Origin of the sequence: Streptomyces sp. YIM 121038 (genome assembly GCF_006088715.1) — a bacterium.
GTDB lineage: Bacteria > Actinomycetota > Actinomycetes > Streptomycetales > Streptomycetaceae > Streptomyces.
In genome coordinates this window covers 8,877,220-8,893,851 of record NZ_CP030771.1, presented here as the reverse complement: position 1 = coordinate 8,893,851, position 16,632 = coordinate 8,877,220, and the positions used below count along the sequence as shown (strand labels likewise).

General features: G+C 74.3%; 12 protein-coding genes and 2 riboswitches. Of the genes, 3 read left to right on the top strand and 9 right to left on the bottom strand.

All coding sequences use genetic code 11. The features are described from left to right. Positions 1 to 11: 11 nt before the first annotated feature. Positions 12 to 1,967 (bottom strand): APC family permease, encoded by a 1,956-nt coding sequence (locus C9F11_RS37025; protein WP_138963996.1) that lies wholly within the window; start codon positions 1,965 to 1,967, stop codon positions 12 to 14. Positions 1,968 to 2,146: 179 nt separating this feature from the next. Here C9F11_RS37025 and C9F11_RS37020 point away from each other — a divergent pair, with 179 nt between their 5' ends. Beyond that, positions 2,147 to 2,656: an Lrp/AsnC family transcriptional regulator gene (locus C9F11_RS37020; RefSeq protein ID WP_138963994.1), complete on the top strand. Its 510-nt coding sequence runs from the start codon at positions 2,147 to 2,149 to the stop codon at positions 2,654 to 2,656. A gap of 44 nt (positions 2,657 to 2,700) precedes the next feature. Continuing rightward, positions 2,701 to 3,384: an HAD family phosphatase gene (locus tag C9F11_RS37015; protein ID WP_138963992.1), complete on the top strand. Its 684-nt coding sequence runs from the start codon at positions 2,701 to 2,703 to the stop codon at positions 3,382 to 3,384. A gap of 117 nt (positions 3,385 to 3,501) precedes the next feature. Here C9F11_RS37015 and C9F11_RS37010 read toward each other — a convergent pair whose 3' ends face one another. The 8 genes from C9F11_RS37010 to tsaD all read right to left on the bottom strand — a co-directional run bounded on the left by C9F11_RS37010 (position 3,502) and on the right by tsaD (position 13,792). Continuing rightward, positions 3,502 to 4,323, bottom strand: coding sequence for an enoyl-CoA hydratase (locus C9F11_RS37010; RefSeq protein ID WP_138963990.1), 822 nt, complete (start codon positions 4,321 to 4,323; stop codon positions 3,502 to 3,504). After that, a complete protein-coding gene (mmsB, locus tag C9F11_RS37005; RefSeq protein ID WP_269078111.1) occupies positions 4,316 to 5,245 on the bottom strand; it encodes a 3-hydroxyisobutyrate dehydrogenase in 930 nt (309 codons plus the stop codon). Before mmsB ends, C9F11_RS37010 begins: the two co-directional genes overlap by 8 nt. Next, positions 5,242 to 6,309 carry an enoyl-CoA hydratase/isomerase family protein gene (locus C9F11_RS37000; protein ID WP_138963988.1) on the bottom strand — a complete coding sequence of 356 codons (1,068 nt, stop codon included), beginning with the start codon at positions 6,307 to 6,309 and terminating at the stop codon, positions 5,242 to 5,244. The genes mmsB and C9F11_RS37000 overlap by 4 nt, the downstream gene beginning before the upstream one ends. Continuing rightward, positions 6,306 to 7,463, bottom strand: a complete 1,158-nt coding sequence (locus tag C9F11_RS36995) for an acyl-CoA dehydrogenase family protein (protein ID WP_138963986.1) — start codon at positions 7,461 to 7,463, stop codon at positions 6,306 to 6,308. Before C9F11_RS36995 ends, C9F11_RS37000 begins: the two co-directional genes overlap by 4 nt. An 8-nt stretch (positions 7,464 to 7,471) precedes the next feature. Beyond that, entirely contained in the window at positions 7,472 to 8,971 is a 1,500-nt protein-coding gene (locus tag C9F11_RS36990) for a CoA-acylating methylmalonate-semialdehyde dehydrogenase (protein WP_138963984.1), read from the bottom strand. Between the two features lie 173 nt (positions 8,972 to 9,144). Continuing rightward, positions 9,145 to 9,332: riboswitch (cobalamin riboswitch) on the bottom strand. Positions 9,333 to 9,467: 135 nt separating this feature from the next. Further along, on the bottom strand, positions 9,468 to 12,128 hold the full coding sequence (gene alaS / locus C9F11_RS36985; protein ID WP_138963982.1) for an alanine--tRNA ligase: 2,661 nt from the start codon (positions 12,126 to 12,128) through the stop codon (positions 9,468 to 9,470). 27 nt (positions 12,129 to 12,155) lie between these two features. Beyond that, on the bottom strand, positions 12,156 to 12,728 hold the full coding sequence (locus tag C9F11_RS36980) for a GNAT family N-acetyltransferase (protein ID WP_138963980.1): 573 nt from the start codon (positions 12,726 to 12,728) through the stop codon (positions 12,156 to 12,158). Continuing rightward, positions 12,728 to 13,792, bottom strand: a complete 1,065-nt coding sequence (gene tsaD / locus C9F11_RS36975) for a tRNA (adenosine(37)-N6)-threonylcarbamoyltransferase complex transferase subunit TsaD (RefSeq protein ID WP_138963978.1) — start codon at positions 13,790 to 13,792, stop codon at positions 12,728 to 12,730. The genes C9F11_RS36980 and tsaD overlap by 1 nt, the downstream gene beginning before the upstream one ends. A gap of 126 nt (positions 13,793 to 13,918) precedes the next feature. Then, a riboswitch (cobalamin riboswitch) is annotated at positions 13,919 to 14,136 on the top strand. 161 nt (positions 14,137 to 14,297) lie between these two features. On the opposite strand from tsaD, the gene metE reads away from it, so the two are divergent. Beyond that, positions 14,298 to 16,622 (top strand): 5-methyltetrahydropteroyltriglutamate--homocysteine S-methyltransferase, encoded by a 2,325-nt coding sequence (gene metE / locus C9F11_RS36970; protein WP_138963976.1) that lies wholly within the window; start codon positions 14,298 to 14,300, stop codon positions 16,620 to 16,622. The last annotated feature ends 10 nt before the right edge of the window (positions 16,623 to 16,632 follow it).

Genomic DNA, 16,632 nt, shown 5'->3' with positions numbered 1-16,632 from the left:
ATGTCCGCAGGTCAGCGGCGCTTGCCCCGCACCGGGACGGCGTACGGCAGCACCGTGACGGCCACCGACGGCAGGCCCTCCAGGGCGTGGGCGAGGTGTTCGCCGCCGCCGTGGTGCAGCAGCCTGCCGAGGGTGGTGCGGTAGGCCCGGTGCGGGATGAGCAGGGTCAGCGCCGTGTCGCCGTCCGCCGTCGTGGCAGCCGCGTGGTCGATCAGGGCCCGCTCCAGACGGCGGTCCTGGCAGTCGACGACCTCCAGCGGCACGTCCGTGGCCTCGCTCTGCGTCCAGCGCGCCGCGAGCCGTTGCGCGCGCGGCCCGTCGACGGCGACGTGCACGGCCCGCACCTCGTCCGGGCGGATCTCGTGGGCGTACCGCAGCGCCTGGAAGACGGCCGGGTCGAAGGCGTCGACCAGGATCTGCACCACGTGCCGTCGCCAGCGCGGCCGGTCGCTCTCCTCCGCGGGCGGCAGCGCCTCCAGGGCCTCCGCCTCGGCCCGGTACTCGCGGTTGATGCGGATGAGCACCCACACGCCGAGCGGGAAGACCACGACGACCAGCCAGGCGCCCTCGGTGAACTTGGTGACGGCGAAGATGAGCACGACGGCCGCCGACACCACGGCGGCGCTCGCGTTGACAGCGATCTTCCAGAGGCGGCCGGGCTCGCGTCGCCGCAGGTGGTAGGCGGTCAGCCCGGCTCCCGCCATGGTGAAGGCGGTGAACACGCCGATCGCGTAGAGCGCGACCAGCTTGTCCACGTTGGCGTTGGTCACGAGCAGCAGGGCCAGGGAGACCGTCGCCAGGCTGATGATGCCGTTGGAGAAGACCAGCCGGTGGCCGCGGCGGGTGAGCTGGCGTGGCAGGAAGCGGTCCTCGGCGACGAAGCTCGCCAGATGGGGGAAGCCGGTGAACGGCGTGTTCGCCCCGGTGTAGAGGATCAGGGCGGTGGCCAGCTGGACGAAGACCAGGCCCGCCGTCCCCGCCCAGCCGCCGCCGAAGACGAGATGGGCCTCCTGCGCGATCACCGTGGGGGTGCCGTCGGTGTAGGGCAGCGCGTGGGTGAGGTGGGCGAGCCAGGAGATCCCGAGCACGAGGACGCCGAGCGCACAGCTCATCGCGATGAGGGTGCGGCGGGCGTTGACGCCCTGGGGCTCGCGGAACACGGAGATGCCGTTGGAGATCGCTTCGAGCCCGGTGAGCGAGGAGCCGCCGTTGGCGAACGCGCGCGACACCATGAACAGCGAGGCTCCGTACAGCCAGCCGTCGCCCGCCTCGCCCAGCGGCACCGCGCCCGCCGCGCGCACGTCGGCGTGCGGCAGTTCCCCGAGCGCCCAGCGGACCATCCCGACCAGGAGCATCAGGCCGACCGCCGCCATGAACAGGTACGCGGGCACGGCGAAGACCCGTCCGGCCTCCTTGAGCCCGCGCAGATTGCCGTACGCGAGCAGCAGGATCACGCCGACGCTGAACGGCACCTGGAAGTGGTCAAGGCCGGTCCAGCCGTTGCCGACCAGGTGCGCCAGCGAGATGAGCGCGTTGGTGCCCGCCGACACCTGTACGGCGACCGTGACGACGTAGTCGACGAGCAGCGCGACCGCCGCGATCTGCGCCACGTCGGGCCCGAAGTTCTCCCGGGCCACGACGTACGAACCGCCCGCCCGCGTGTAGATCATGACGACGTCGCAGTAGCACAGCGTCAGGAGCACGAGGATCAGCAGGATCGCCCCGGTCACCGGCATCAGCAGGGTGAAGGCGGCCGCACCGACGACGGGGACGAGGACGCGCAGTATCTCCTCGCTGCCGTACGCCGACGAGCTCACGCAGTCCGAGGCGAGCACCCCGAGCGCGGTGCGGTTGTCGAGCTTCTCCTTGCGGATGCGCGCGGTGACCAGAGGCGGACCAAGGAGCATCCGCTTCAGGCGGTACGGGACGGGTTCCGGGACGCCCGCGGGGCGGTCGGTCGTGGCCATGGCTCCATGACACCGGTGCCCGGCGCGGAAGCCGAGGGGCCACCCCGGCCAAGAGCCGATCGGCGTACCGGTCCGCAAGCGGCGGCCGGGGGCAGCCCTGGTGCTCGGTGGGGCCAAGGCACTGGGCCATTGGTACAGTCGGCCGCGATCACTCCGCGTACCGAGGAGGCCAAGGGCCCATGGCGGTCGACGAGCTGGACACCCGTATCCTGCGGCTGCTCCTGGAGCAGCCGCGGACGAGCGTGCGGGAGTACGCGCGTGTGCTCGGCATCGCGCGCGGGACGCTCCAGGCGCGCCTCGACCGCATGGAGCGCGACGGGGTGATCACGGGCACGGGGCCCTTCCTGTCCCCCGCCGCCCTGGGCCACCCGGTGCTCGCCTTCGTGCACATCGAGGTCACGCAGGGACATCTGGACGAGGTCGGGGACGCCCTGGCCGCCGTGCCGGAGATCATCGAGGCCTTCTCCATCACCGGCGGCGGCGATCTGCTGACCCGGGTGGCCGCCCGCGACAACGGGCACCTGGAGGACGTCATCCAGCGGCTGATCCAGCTGCCGGGCGTGGTGCGCACCCGTACGGAGATGGCGCTGCGCGAACGCGTGCCGCACCGGCTCCTGCCGCTCGTCGAGTCGGTGGGCAGGGCTGCGGTCAAGGAGCCGAGGGAAACCCACGAGCCCCGGGAGAGGTGACGGCGGCCACTTCGGCTTGATCGCGTTGTTGGCATGCTGAGGGCATGAGCGCCCTGAACGACATCTCGGTCATCTTCGATCTCGACGGCACCCTCGTGGACAGCGAGCCCAACTACTTCGAAGCGGGACGGCAGCTGCTCGCCGAGCAGGGGGTCACGGACTTCACCTGGCAGGACCACGAGCGGTACGTGGGCATCTCCACACAGGAGACCCTGGCCGACTGGAAGGACACGTACGGCCTGAGCACCCCGCTCCCCGAGCTGCTCGCGGACAAGAACCGGCGCTATCTGGAGCTGGCCCGCACGGCCACGCGCGTGTACCCGCAGATGGCGGCGTTCGTGGAGCTGCTGCACGAGGCGGGGGTGCCGATGGCGGTGGCCTCCGGTTCCTCGCGCGCCGCGATCGGGGCGATCCTGGAGGGCACGGGTCTCGACGCGTGGCTCAAGACGTACGTGTCGGCCGACGAGGTCGCGCACGGCAAGCCCGCGCCGGACGTCTTCCTGGCCGCCGCGGAGCTGCTCGGCGCCGAGCCCGCGCGCTGCGTGGTCCTGGAGGACGCGGTGCCGGGCGCTCTGGCCGCCCGGGCCGCGGGCATGCGCTGCGTCGCGATCCCCTACGTTCCCGCGCAGGCGGACGATCCGGCGTTCGCCGCGGCGGAGTTCCTGGTGCGGGGCGGGCAGGCGGAGTTCTCGGCCGCGGCGGTGGTGGACTGGCTGGCGGGGCGCTAGCGCCCCGAAGGGGGCGCGGGACCGTGTGTTCCCAGGCGGCTCCGCCGCGCGGGCGCGCCCAGCCGCGACGGACCCGCGGACAACCGACGGGCCCGTCGCGGCCACCTTGGTGAAGCCCTACCGATGCCGGAACACCGGCGCCCGCTTCTCCACGAACGCGTCCATCCCTTCCTTCTGGTCCGCGACGGCGAACACCGCGTGGAACAGCCTGCGTTCGAAGCGGACGCCTTCCGTGAGGGTGGTCTCGAAGGCGCGGTTCACCGCTTCCTTGGCCATCATCGCGACGGGCAGCGACATGCCCGCCACGGTCTCGGCGACCGCCAGGGCCTCGGCGAGCAGGTCGGCGGCGGGCACGACCCGGGAGACGAGCCCCGCGCGTTCGGCCTCGGCGGCGTCCATGGTGCGGCCGGTCAGACACAGCTCCATGGCCTTGGCCTTGCCGACGGCGCGGGTGAGGCGCTGGGAGCCGCCGATGCCGGGGATCACCCCGAGCTTGATCTCGGGCTGTCCGAACACCGCGGTGTCGGAGGCGAGCAGGACGTCGCAGAGCATGGCGAGTTCACAGCCGCCGCCGAGGGCGTAGCCGGACACGGCCGCGACCGTCGGCGTGCGCAGCCGGGCGAGCCGGTCCCAGGCGGTGAACCAGTCGCTGAGGTACATGTCCAGGTAGCCGCGCGGCCGCATCTCCTTGATGTCGGCGCCCGCGGCGAACGCCTTCGCGGACCCGGTCAGGACGATGCAGCCGACGTCCGGGGACCGGTCGAGCTCCTCGGCCGCCGCGACGACCTCCCGCATGAGCTGGAGGTTGAGGGCGTTGAGCGCCTCGGGCCGGTCGAGGGTGAGCAGGGCCGTGCGCGGGCCCGCCGCCGGGTCGACGAGGATGGTGTCGTAAGCCCTGGTGGCTCCCGCCGTGGCGGGGGTGTCCACGGGTTCACTCATGCGTCTGTCCTTCCGGATTCCTGACGGTCTCGACGATCCCGGAGAAGTCCCGCTCGGCTCCGGGCCCTTGGGCGAAGTCCCGGTACATCGCCGCCGCGCGCAGGCCCAGTTCGGCGCGCACCCCGCCCGCGCTGATCGCGGCGGCGGCCAGGCCCAGGTCCTTGGCCATCAGGGGGGCGGCGAAGCCGGGGCGGTAGTCGCGGTTGGCGGGCGAGCCGGGAACCGGGCCCGGCACGGGGCAGTTGGTGGTGAGCGCCCAGCACTGGCCGGACGCCGTGGACGCCACGTCGTACAGGGCCTGGTGGGACAGGCCGAGGCTCTCCCCGAGGACGAAGGCCTCGCTCACGGCGATCATCGAGATGCCGAGGATCATGTTGTTGCAGATCTTCGCGGCCTGCCCGGCGCCCGCGGCCCCGCAGTGCACGGCCTTCTTGCCCATCACGGCGAGGAGCGGCTCGGCGCGGGCCACGTCCGCCTCGGTACCGCCGACCATGAAGGTGAGCGTGCCCGCCTCCGCGCCCACGACGCCGCCGGAGACCGGGGCGTCGACGGCGGCGTGCCCCGCGGCGGCGGCCGCCGCGTGGGCGGCGCGGGCGTCGGCGACGTCGATCGTGGAGCAGTCCACGAACAGCGTGCCGGGCCGGGCCGCGCCGAGCAGGCCCTCGTCCTCGTAGAGGGAGAGGACGTGCCGGCCCGCGGGGAGCATGGTGAGGACGACGTCCGCCCCGGCCACGGCGGCCACCGCCGAAGGGGCGGCCTCGACCCCCGCGGCCACGGCGGCGGCGAGTGCCTGGGGCGCCAGGTCGTGGCCCACGACGCGGTGTCCGGCCCGGACGAGGTTGGCGGCCATGGGACCGCCCATGTGGCCGAGGCCCACGAAGGCGACGGCGCCGCCCGCCCGGTCCTGTGCTGCGGAGTTCACCACGGCTCCTCCTGTGCGGGTTCGCCGCCGCCGAGCACGAGGTCGCGCGCGCCGAGCGGCAGGAAGTAGCGGTCCACGTCGGCGCCGGTGACCTCGGCGAGCGTGGCCGGGGACCAGCGCGGGGCCCGGTCCTTGTCGATGACCTGGGCGCGGATGCCCTCGACGAGGTCGGCGGAGCCGAGGGCCGCGCACGACACGCGGTACTCCTGCTCCAGGACCCGTTCGAGGGGGCCGAGCCCGCGGGCGCGGCGCAGCGCCCTGAGGGTGACCTTGAGGGCGGTGGGCGACTTGCCGAGCAGGGTCTCGGCGGCCTCCTTCGCGGCGGGTGCGCCGTGGGCCTGGAGCCGGTCGACGATCTCCTCGACCGTGGCGGCCGGGTAGCAGGCGTCGATCCACTCCCGGTGCCCGGCGAGCGTCCCGGCCGGTGCCTCGGTCACGTACCGGGCGAGGACGTCGCGCACCGGCTGGGTGGCGAGGTCCGCGACGAGCCGCGGCAGGTCGGCCGAAGGGACGAAGTGGTCGGCGAGGCCGCACAGGAGGGCGTCCCGCGCGCCCACGGGCTCGCCGGTGAGGGCCAGGTGGGTGCCGAGTTCGCCGGGCGCGAGGCCGAGCAGATAGGTGCCGCCGACGTCGGGCACGAAGCCGATGCCGGTCTCCGGCATCGCGATCCGGGAGCGCTCGGTGACGACGCGGACGCTGCCGTGGGCGGCGATGCCGACGCCGCCGCCCATCACGATGCCGTCCATCACGGCGACGTAGGGCTTGGGGTAGCGGGCGATGCGGGCGTTCAGGCGGTACTCGTCGCGCCAGAAGTCCGCGGACGCCCCGCCGCCGGTGCGCGCGTCCTCGTGGATCTGCCGGATGTCGCCGCCCGCGCACAGGCCGCGGTCGCCCGCGCCGGTGAGGACGACGGTCTGGACGGCCGGGTCCGCCGCCCAGGCGGTCAGCGCCGCGTCGACGGCGCGGACCATGGCGTGGGTCAGGGCGTTCAGGGCGCGCGGCCGGTTGAGGGTGAGGTGGCCGGCGCGTCCCTCGGTGCGGATCAGGACGGGGTCGTCGGTCATCGCAGCGCCCCCGTGAGGCCGCGGGCCACGATCAGACGCATGATCTCGTTGGTTCCTTCCAGGATGCGGTGCACGCGCAGGTCGCGGACCAGCTTCTCGATGCCGTACTCCGTCAGATAGCCGTAGCCGCCGTGGAGTTGGAGGGCGCGGTCGGCGACGGAGTGGCCGGTGTCGGTGGCGAACCGCTTGGCCATGGCGCACAGCTGCGGTGCCTGCGGGTCGCCCTGGTCGAGGGCCTGCGCGGCCTGCCGGACCAGGGCGCGGGCCGCCGCCAGCTCGGTCGCCATGTCGGCGAGCTCGAAGCGCAGCGCCTGGGCGTCGAGCAGCGGGGCGCCGAACGCCTCCCGGTCCGCGAGGTGGACGAGGCTGCGGTCGAGGGCGCTGCGGGCGCCGCCGAGGGAGCAGGCGGCGATGCCGAGGCGGCCGCCGTTCAGGGCGTTCATGGCGATGCGGAAGCCGTTGCCCTCGCCGCCGAGCAGCCGGTCGGCGGGGACGCGCACGCCGTCGAGGAGGACCTGCCGGGTGGGCTGCGCGTTCCAGCCCATCTTCTTCTCGTTCGCGCCGAAGGACAGGCCGGGGTCGTCGCGTTCGACGACGAACGCGGACACGCCGTCGGGTCCGCCGCCGCCGGTGCGGGCCATCACCACGTACACGTGCGCGGCGCCCGCGCCGGAGATGAACTGCTTGACGCCGGTGAGGACGTACGCGTCGCCGTCGCGCTCGGCGCGGGTGCTCAGCGCGGCGGCGTCCGAACCGGCCCCCGGCTCGGTGAGGCAGTAGCTGCCGAGCCGGTCCATGGAGGTGAGCGGCCCCAGCCAGCGGGCGCGCTGGGCGCGGTCGCCGTAGTGGTCGATCATCCAGGCGACCATGTTGTGGATGGACAGATAGCCCGCGACGGAGGGGCAGCCGGAGGCGAGGGCCTCGAAGACGAGGACGCCGTCGGAGCGGGTCAGGCCGGAGCCGCCCGCGGCCTCGTCGACGTAGACGCCGCCGAGCCCGAGGTCCGCGGCCTTGCGCAGCACGTCGACCGGGAAGTGCTTGTCCTGGTCCCAGGCGAGGGCGTGCGGGGCGAGATGTTCCTCGGCGAAGTCGAGGGTGGTCTCGACGAGGGCGAGCTGGTCCTCGCCGAGCAGGGTGGTGGTCGTGGCGGTCATCGGGGCGCTCACGCCATCGTCGGGATCGTGAAGCTCGCGCCTTCCTTCGCCCCGGAGGGCCAGCGCGAGGTGACGGTCTTGGTGCGGGTGTAGAAGCGGATGGCGTCGGGGCCGTGCTGGTTGAGGTCGCCGAATCCGGAGCGCTTCCAGCCGCCGAAGGTGTGGTAGGCGACGGGGACCGGGATGGGGACGTTGACGCCGACCATGCCGGTGTCCACGCGCCGGGTGAAGTCGCGGGCGGTGTCGCCGTCGCGGGTGAAGAGCGCGACGCCGTTGCCGTAGGGGTGCTCGGTGGGCAGCCGCAGCGCCTCTTCGTAGTCGGCGGCCCGGACGACGGACAGGACGGGGCCGAAGATCTCCTCCTGGTAGATCCGCATGTCCGGGGTGACGCGGTCGAAGAGCGAGGCGCCCGCGAAGAAGCCGCCCTCGTGGCCGGGCAGGGTGAAGTCACGGCCGTCGACGACGAGTTCGGCGCCCTCCTGGACGCCGAGGTCGACGTAGGAGCGCACGCGCTCGACGGCGTCACGGGCGACCAGGGGGCCGAAGTCGGCCTCGGGGTCGTCGGAACGGCCGACGCGCAGGGCCCCGACGCGCTCCTTGAGGCGGGCCACCAGGGCGTCGGCGGTGGCCTCGCCGACCGGGACGGCCACGGAGATCGCCATGCAGCGCTCGCCCGCGGAGCCGTAGCCCGCGCCGACGAGCGCGTCGACGGCCCTGTCGAGGTCGGCGTCCGGCATCACGATCATGTGGTTCTTGGCGCCGCCGAAGCACTGGGCGCGCTTGCCGTGCGCGGCGGCGGTGGCGTACACGTGCGCGGCGATCGGCGTGGAGCCGACGAAGCCGAGCGCTTTGACGCGCGGGTCCTCCAGGAGCGTGTCGACGGACTCCTTGCCGCCGTTGACGACGTTCAGGACGCCCGGCGGCAGGCCCGCTTCGAGGAACAGCTCGGCCAGGCGCAGCGGGACGGACGGGGCGCGCTCGGACGGCTTGAGGACGAAGGCGTTGCCGCAGGCGAGCGCGGGCGCGGCCTTCCAGAGCGGGATCATCGCGGGGAAGTTGAAGGGCGTGATCCCGGCGACGACGCCGAGGGGGCGGCGCAGCGAGTGCACGTCGATGCCGGTCCCGGCGTTGTCGGTGAACTCGCCCTTGAGCAGGTGCGGGATGCCCGCGGCGAACTCCACGACCTCCAGGCCGCGCTGGAGGTCGCCGTGCGCGTCGGCGACGGTCTTGCCGTGCTCGGACGACAACAGGCGTGCGAGGGCGTCGCGTTCGTCCTCGACGAGCTGGAGGAACCGCAGCAGGACGCGGGCGCGGCGCTGCGGGTTCCACTCGCCCCAGGCGGGCTGCGCCTTCGCGGCGTTCGCGATCGCCGCCTCGGTGTCGGCGCGGTGCGCGAGCGGTACGCGTGCCTGGACGGCACCGGTGTTGGGGTCGTACACGTCGGCGTGCGTTCCCGATGTTCCCGGGGTGTGCTCGCCGCCGATGAAATGGGTCAGTTCACGGACCATGGGGGACCTGCTTCTCTCGTCAGGTGCGGTCCGGGGATGGCAGGGCTGGGCCGCGTACCGCCACAGGGCACGCCGAACAGCCTTCAGGCAGCGGGGATCACCGCTCGCAGGTCCGGATCTCCAGGGTCGCGGGTGCGCACCGGGGCCATGCGTGTCTGCTCCATCCTCGTGGACAACACGGAACACCCCGCGGCCGGTATCCTGACTCCCGGATCAGCACGCGCCTCCTCGCCTTCCCGGCGGACTTCTCCGTCAGTGGCGTTGGTCCTTCATGGGGACGCGCTCCCCGGTCACAGTGGCGGGACCGTGCCGGATTCACACCGGCTTCCCTGCACCGCGGGCCTTGGTCACGACGATATACTTGGACGTCCTAGTAAGTCCATGGAGGCCCACCCCTACCGCACCCCTCACGCCCCCGAAGGGGCGCGGGGACCTGCGCGACCAGCCACCACGGGCCTCGGACGAACGACGGCCGCCGCGGCTGGTCGCGCCGCGCTCAGGCGCCGAGCTCCTCGCGCACGACGCCGGGGAGTCCGGCCACCGCGGCCGCGAGCGCGCCCCGGTCCGTCCCACCGCCCTGCGCCACCTCGTCGGAGCCGCCACCGCGACCGCCGAGCAGCCGCTTGACCAGGGCGGACGCGGACAGGCCCGCCGCCCGCGCCGCCTCGTTCACCGCGACGGCGAGCACCGGCTTGTCGCCGGAGAGGGTCACGGCGGCCACGCCCGGCCGCTCGGGGCGCAGCCGTCCGCGCACTTCGAGGGCCAGGGCCCGCGCGGCGCCCGCGTCACCCTCCGCCGTCGCGGTGGCCACGTACGCGCCCGCCACCTCGACGGCCCGCCCGGCGAGTTCGGCGGCGCGCGCGGCACGGGCCGCCTGCCGCAGGCGCTCGTTCTCCCGGTCGGCGGCCTTGAGCCGGCCGAGCAACGCGGCGACGCGGTCGGGGAGTTCGGCGCGCGGCGCCTGGAGCTGCTCGGCGATCTCGGCGACGAGGTCGCGCTCGCGCGCGAGGTAGCCGAAGCCCTCGATGCCGACCGCGGCCTCCAGGCGCCGCAGGCCCGCGCCCACCGACGACTCGGCGGTCAGCGCGATGACGCCGATCTGCGCGGCGTGCTCGACGTGGGTGCCGCCGCACAGCTCGCGCGACCAGGCGCCGCCGATCTCGACCACCCGGACCTGCTCGCCGTACGTCTCGTCGAACAGGGCGAGCGCGCCGAGCTCCTTGGCCTCGGGCAGCGTCATCCAGCGCACGCCGACGGGCAGGTCGCGGCGGAGCGCGCGGTTGGCGGCCTCCTCGACCTCGCTGCGGACGGTGGCGGAGAGGCCGCCGCGCCAGGGGAAGTCCAGGCGCAGCTGGCCCGGGCGGTTGGAGGAGCCGGACTGCAGGGCGGTCGGGCCGAGGACCTCGCGCAGGGCGGCGTGCAGCACGTGGGTGCCCGAGTGGGCCTGGCGCGCACCGAGGCGCCACTCGGGGTCGACGGCCGCGTGCACGGCGTCGCCGACGGCCACCTCCCCCGCCATGACGCGGATCTGATGGGCCACCAGGCCGGGCAGCGGCCGCTGCACGTCGAGCACCTCGGCCTCCAGTGAGGCCCCGGTGAGCCGTCCGGCGTCGCTGTCCTGGCCACCGGACTCGGCGTAGAACGGGGTGCGGTCGAGGACGGCGGTGACGATCTCGCCGTCCCGGGCGACCGGTACGGGGCCCGCGGGGCCCAGCAGCGCGAGGACGCGGGAGTCCGTCGCCAGGGTGTCCCAGGCGCGCCAGTCGGTGGGCCCGTGCGCGTCGAGGGCGGCGCGCAGGGCCGAGGTGTCGGGGGCGGAGCCGGACTTGCGGGCGCGGGCGTCGGCGCGGGCCCGCTCGCGCTGCTCGCTCATGAGCGCCGTGAAGCCGTCGCGGTCGACCTCGACGCCCTGCTCCGCGGCCATCTCCAGGGTGAGGTCGATGGGGAAGCCGTAGGTGTCGTGCAGCAGGAAGGCCTGGGCGCCGGGCAGTTGGCGCCCGCCGTCGGCCTTGACCCGGGTGACCGCGGTGTCCAGGACGGTGGTGCCCTGCTTGAGGGTGGCGCGGAAGGCGTCCTCCTCGCCCTGGGCCTGGTCGGCGACGCGCGCGAAGGAGTCGGCGACCTCGGGGTGGCTCGGTGCCATCCGGTCGCGGGCGACGGCGAGGAGGTCGGCGAGGGCCGGGTCGCCGTACCCGAGCTGGCGCAGGGAGCGCACGGCGCGGCGCAGGATGCGGCGCAGCACGTAGCCGCGGCCCTCGTTGCCGGGCGCGGTGCCGTCGGCGAGCAGCATCAGGGCGGTGCGGACGTGGTCGGCGACGACGCGCAGGCGGACGTCGTCGGTGGCGTCGGCGCCGTAGCGGACCCCGGTGAGCTCGGCGGCGCGGTCGAGGACGGGGCGGGTCTCGTCGATCTCGTAGAGGTTGTCCACGCCCTGGAGCAGGGTGGCCATGCGCTCCAGGCCCATGCCGGTGTCGATGGCGCGGCGCGGGAGTTCGCCGAGGACGGGGTAGCCGGTCTTGCCGGTGCCCTCGCCGCGCTCGTACTGCATGAAGACGAGGTTCCAGAACTCCATGTACCGGTCCTCGTCGACGGCGGGGCCACCCGCGCGGCCGAGCGCGGGGCCCCGGTCGTAGTACAGCTCCGAGCAGGGGCCGCACGGTCCCGGCACGCCCATGGACCAGAAGTTGTCCTCGTCGCCGCGGACCACGATCCGCTCGTCGGGCAGGTCCGCGACGCGCCGCCACAGCCCGCGCGACTCGGTGTCGGAGTGGTGCACGGTCACCCAGATCCGCGCCGGGTCGAGGCCGTAGCCGCCGTCGGCGACGGAGCGGGTGCTCAGCTCCCAGGCGAAGGTGATGGCCTCCTCCTTGAAGTAGTCGCCGAAGGAGAAGTTGCCGTTCATCTGGAAGAACGAGCCGTGCCGGGTGGTCTTGCCCACCTCCTCGATGTCGAGGGTGCGCACGCACTTCTGCACGCTGGTGGCGCGCGGCCACGGCGGCGCGGCCGCACCGGTCAGATACGGCTTGAACGGCACCATGCCCGCGTTGACGAACAGGAGCGTCGGGTCGGGCGTGGGCAGCGGGGCGCTGGGCACCACGGTGTGGCCGCGCTCGGCGAAGAAGTCGAGGAAGCGGGTGCGGATGTCGGCGGTGCGCAAGGCGTGCTCCGGGCGGGGGCTCGGGGGTTACAGGGGCGGTGCGGCGGCGGTGCGCGCCGGGTGGTCGGGGCCGAGGAAGACGGCGATGCCGTGGCCGTCGGGGGCGGGGTGGGTGACCTGCCGCCAGCCGAGCCGCCCGTAGAAGCGGACGGTGGCGTCGGCCCGCACGGACGTGAGCAGCCAGCAGCGGGCGTCGGGCGCGTCGCGCGTGACCGCTTCGAGGAGCGTACGGCCGAGTCCGCGCCCGTGCGCGCCGGGTGTGACGGCGAGTTCGTCGACCTCCAGGCCGCCGCACAGCCAGGCGGCGGTGCGCTCGGCGCCGAGCGCGGCGGTGACGCGCGGGTAGGAGCGGGCGTCGGGCAGCGGGGTGCTCGACGTCCAGGCCGTGGCGAAGCCGAGCACCCGCTCGCCGTCGAGGGCGACGGCGCCCGCGAAGCCGGGCCGGGCGGTGTCGGCCGCGAGGCGCGTCAGATAGGCGTCGGCCGCGGCGGGCTCCGCGTGCCAGGGCGGCTCGGCGAAGGCGGCGGCGTAGACCGTGCGGATGCCCTCGCGGTGGGCGAGCAAGTCGGGGCCCGCGAGGCGGTGCACGACGGCGGCCATCAGGCGGCCCTCGCGACCCGGGCGACGGGGTGCAGCGCGGCGTACTCCAGCGGCGCCGAGGGGTCGATGGACACGCCGAGGGGCGCGGGCTCGGCGCCCGCGCGCACCAGGAGGTCGCCCACGGCGGCGATCATCGCGCCGTTGTCGGTGCACAGGCCCAGCGGCGGGACGCGCAGGGTGATCCCCGCGGCCCGGCAGCGCTCCTCGGCGAGGGCCCGCACCCGGGAGTTGGCGGCGACGCCGCCGACGACCACGAGGGTGCCCACGCCGTGCGCGGCGCAGGCCGCGACGGCCTTGCGGGTCAGGACGTCGGCGATGGCCTCCTGGAGCGCGGCGGCCCCGTCGGCGACCGGCAGTTCGCGGCCCCGGTGGCTCTCGGCCCAGCGGGCCGCGGCGGTCTTCAGACCGGAGAACGAGAAGGCGTACGGGTCGTCGCGCGGCCCGGTCAGGGGGCGCGGGAAGGCCACCGCGTCCGGCGAGCCCGCGCGGGCCGCGCGGTCGACGGCGGGACCGCCCGGGTAGGGCAGCCCGAAGACGCGGGCCACCTTGTCGAAGCACTCCCCCGCGGCGTCGTCCAGGGTGTCGCCCAGGTGGGTGATGGGGTCCCGGGCGAGGTCGCGCACGAGCAGCAGCGAGGTGTGGCCGCCGGAGACGATGAGGACCACGCACGGGTCGGGCAGCGGCCCGTGCTCCAGGGTGTCGGCGGCGACGTGCCCGGCCAGGTGGTGCACGCCGTACAGCGGTACGTCGAGCGCGTACGCGAGGCCCTTCGCCCCGGCGAGGCCGACCTGGAGGGCGCCGGAGAGCCCCGGCCCGGTCGTCACGGCCACGGCGCCGATGTCGCCGAGCCGCAGCCCCGCCCGGTCGAGGGCGCGGCGGACCACCGGGTTCAGCGCGTGCACGTGGGCGCGGGCGGCGATCTCGGGGACGACGCCGCCGAAGCGGGCGTGCTCGTCCATGCTGGACGCGACGGCGTGCCCGAGCAGCCGCCCGTCCCGCACGAGACCTGCCCCGGTCTCGTCGCACGAAGACTCGATCCCCAGAACGATCCGAGGGGGTGCCATGCGTGTACTCCCGCTTCTTCCGCGTGCCGACCGGCCCGGCTACTGCATCACCATAGTAATTGCAAGCAATGTGCAGTAAGCCGCGCCCACCGTCTTCCCCCCTCCCCCGGACAGGGGTTCATCACATACGCTTGCGGCGCGACTGGTTCGTCCTGCCCGCCAGGCAGTGGCGTCGTAAGAGGGAACCCGGTGGAAATCCGGGACTGCCCCGCAGCGGTGAGTGGGAACGACCGCCGTCATACGCACTGGGTCCGGCACGGACCCGGGAAGCGACGGCCAGTAGGTGACCTCCTCGGAGGTCTCGCCCGCGAGTCCGAAGACCTGCCCGTTGCCCGTGCGCGCCCCGGCGTGCGCGGCTCACCGGTGACCTCGTGGGCGGGTCGGCGTACACATCGGGCACAGGCGCGCGGCCATCGACGGCCGTGGCCGGTCGGCCGGTCTGTTCCTCCTTCGCGCTCCCGATCGTCCCGGGACCCACACGACATTGCTCGCGAAGGAGAGTTCTGTGACAGACAAGTCCGCAGCCGCGGCGGCACGGGCCACCGTGTACGGCTACCCCCGTCAGGGCGCAGACCGGGAGTTGAAGAAGGCCGTCGAGGGCTACTGGAAGGGCCGCGTCAGCGCTGCGGGCCTGCGGGAGACGGCGGCCCTGCTGCGCCGCACGAACTGGGAGCAGCTCGCGGACGCCGGTGTCCACGAGGTCCCGACCGGCGACTTCTCGTACTACGACCACGTCCTGGACACCAGCGTGATGGTCGGGGCGATCCCCGCCCGGCACCGCGCCGCCGTCGCGGCGGACCCGCTGGCCGGCTACTTCGCTATGGCCCGGGGCACCGCGGAGGTGGCGCCCCTGGAAATGACCAAGTGGTTCGACACCAACTACCACTACCTGGTGCCGGAGCTGGGCCCGGACACCGTCTTCGCGGCGGACGCGACGAAGCAGGTCGCCGAGGTGAAGGAGGCGCTCGCGCTCGGCCTCGCCGCGCGCCCCGTGCTCGTCGGCCCGGTCACCTATCTGCTGCTCGCCAAGCCCGCGCCGGACGTCGACCCGGGATTCGAGCCGCTGACCCTCCTGGACCGGCTGCTTCCCGTGTACGCGGAGGTCCTCGCCGACCTGCGGGCGGCGGGCGCCGCCTGGGTGCAGCTGGACGAACCCGCGCTCGTGCAGGACCGCACGCCCGCCGACCTGAACGCGGCGGCCCGCGCCTACCGCGACCTGGGCGCGCTCGACGACCGCCCGAAGCTGCTCGTCGCCTCCTACTTCGACCGGCTCGGCGAGGCGCTCCCGGTGCTCGCCAAGGCGCCCGTGGACGGACTGGCCGTCGACTTCACGGGGCCCGCCGCCGCCAACCTGGACGACCTCGCGCGGGCGGGCGGCCTACCCGGCAAGCGCCTGGTCGCGGGTGTCGTCGACGGGCGCAACATCTGGATCAACAACCTGGAGAAGTCCCTCAGCACCCTCGGCACCCTGCTCGGGCTCGCCGACCGCGTGGACGTCGCCGCCTCCTGCTCCCTGCTGCACGTGCCGCTGGACGCCGCCGTCGAGCGCGACATCGACCCGCAGGTCGCCCGCTGGCTCGCCTTCGCCCGGCAGAAGACGACCGAGCTGGTCACCCTGGCCCGCGGTCTGTCCCAGGGCCCGGACACCATCGCCGCCGAACTCGCCGCGAACCGCGCCGACCTGGCGTCGCGCGCGGGCTCCGCGCTCACCCACGACCCGGCGGTGCGGGCCCGCGCCGCCGCCGCGACCGCCGCCGACGCCCGGCGCGCGCAGCCCTACCCCGAGCGGGCCGCCGCCCAGCGCGCGAGCCTGGGCCTGCCGCTGCTCCCGACGACCACCATCGGCTCGTTCCCGCAGACCACCGAGTTGCGGGCGGCCCGCGCCGATCTGCGCGCGGGCCGCATCGACGCGGCCCGGTACGAGGAGCGCATCGAGTCCGAGATCCAGGCGGTGCTCTCCTTCCAGGAGAAGGCGGGCATCGACGTCCTGGTGCACGGCGAGCCCGAGCGCAACGACATGGTCCAGTACTTCGCCGAGCAGCTCACCGGCTATCTGGCGACCCGGCACGGCTGGGTCCAGTCGTACGGCACGCGCTATGTGCGGCCGCCGGTGCTCGCCGGTGACATCTCGCGCCCGGAGCCGATGACGGTGCGCTGGACCGCGTACGCGAACGCGCTCACCGACCGGCCCGTCAAGGGCATGCTGACCGGCCCGGTGACGATGCTCGCGTGGTCGTTCGTCCGTGACGACCAGCCGCTCGGCGACACCGCGCGCCAGGTGGCGCTCGCCCTGCGCGACGAGGTGAACGACCTGGAGGCGGCGGGCACGTCGGTGATCCAGGTCGACGAGCCCGCGCTGCGCGAGACCCTGCCGCTGCGCGCCGCGGACCGGGCCGCGTACCTGCGGTGGGCGACGGAGTCCTTCCGGCTCACCACGAGCGGCGTGCGGCCCGAGACGCAGATCCACACCCACATGTGCTACGCGGAGTTCGGCGACGTCCTCCAGGCCATCGACGACCTCGACGCGGACGTCATCAGCCTGGAGGCGGCCCGCTCGCACATGCAGGTCGCGGACGAGCTGGCCGCCGCGGGCTATCCGCGCGAGGTGGGCCCCGGCGTGTACGACATCCACTCGCCGCGGGTGCCGGGCGCCGACGAGGCGGCCGCCCTGCTGCGCAAGGGACTTGAGGCCATCCCGGCCGGGCGGCTGTGGGTCAACCCGGACTGCGGCCTGAAGACGCGCGGCTGGCCGGAGACCCGGGCGTCCCTGGAGAACCTGGTCGCCGCCGCGCGGCAGGTCCGGGCGGAGCTGACGGCGCGGGAGTCCTGACGGACGGCGG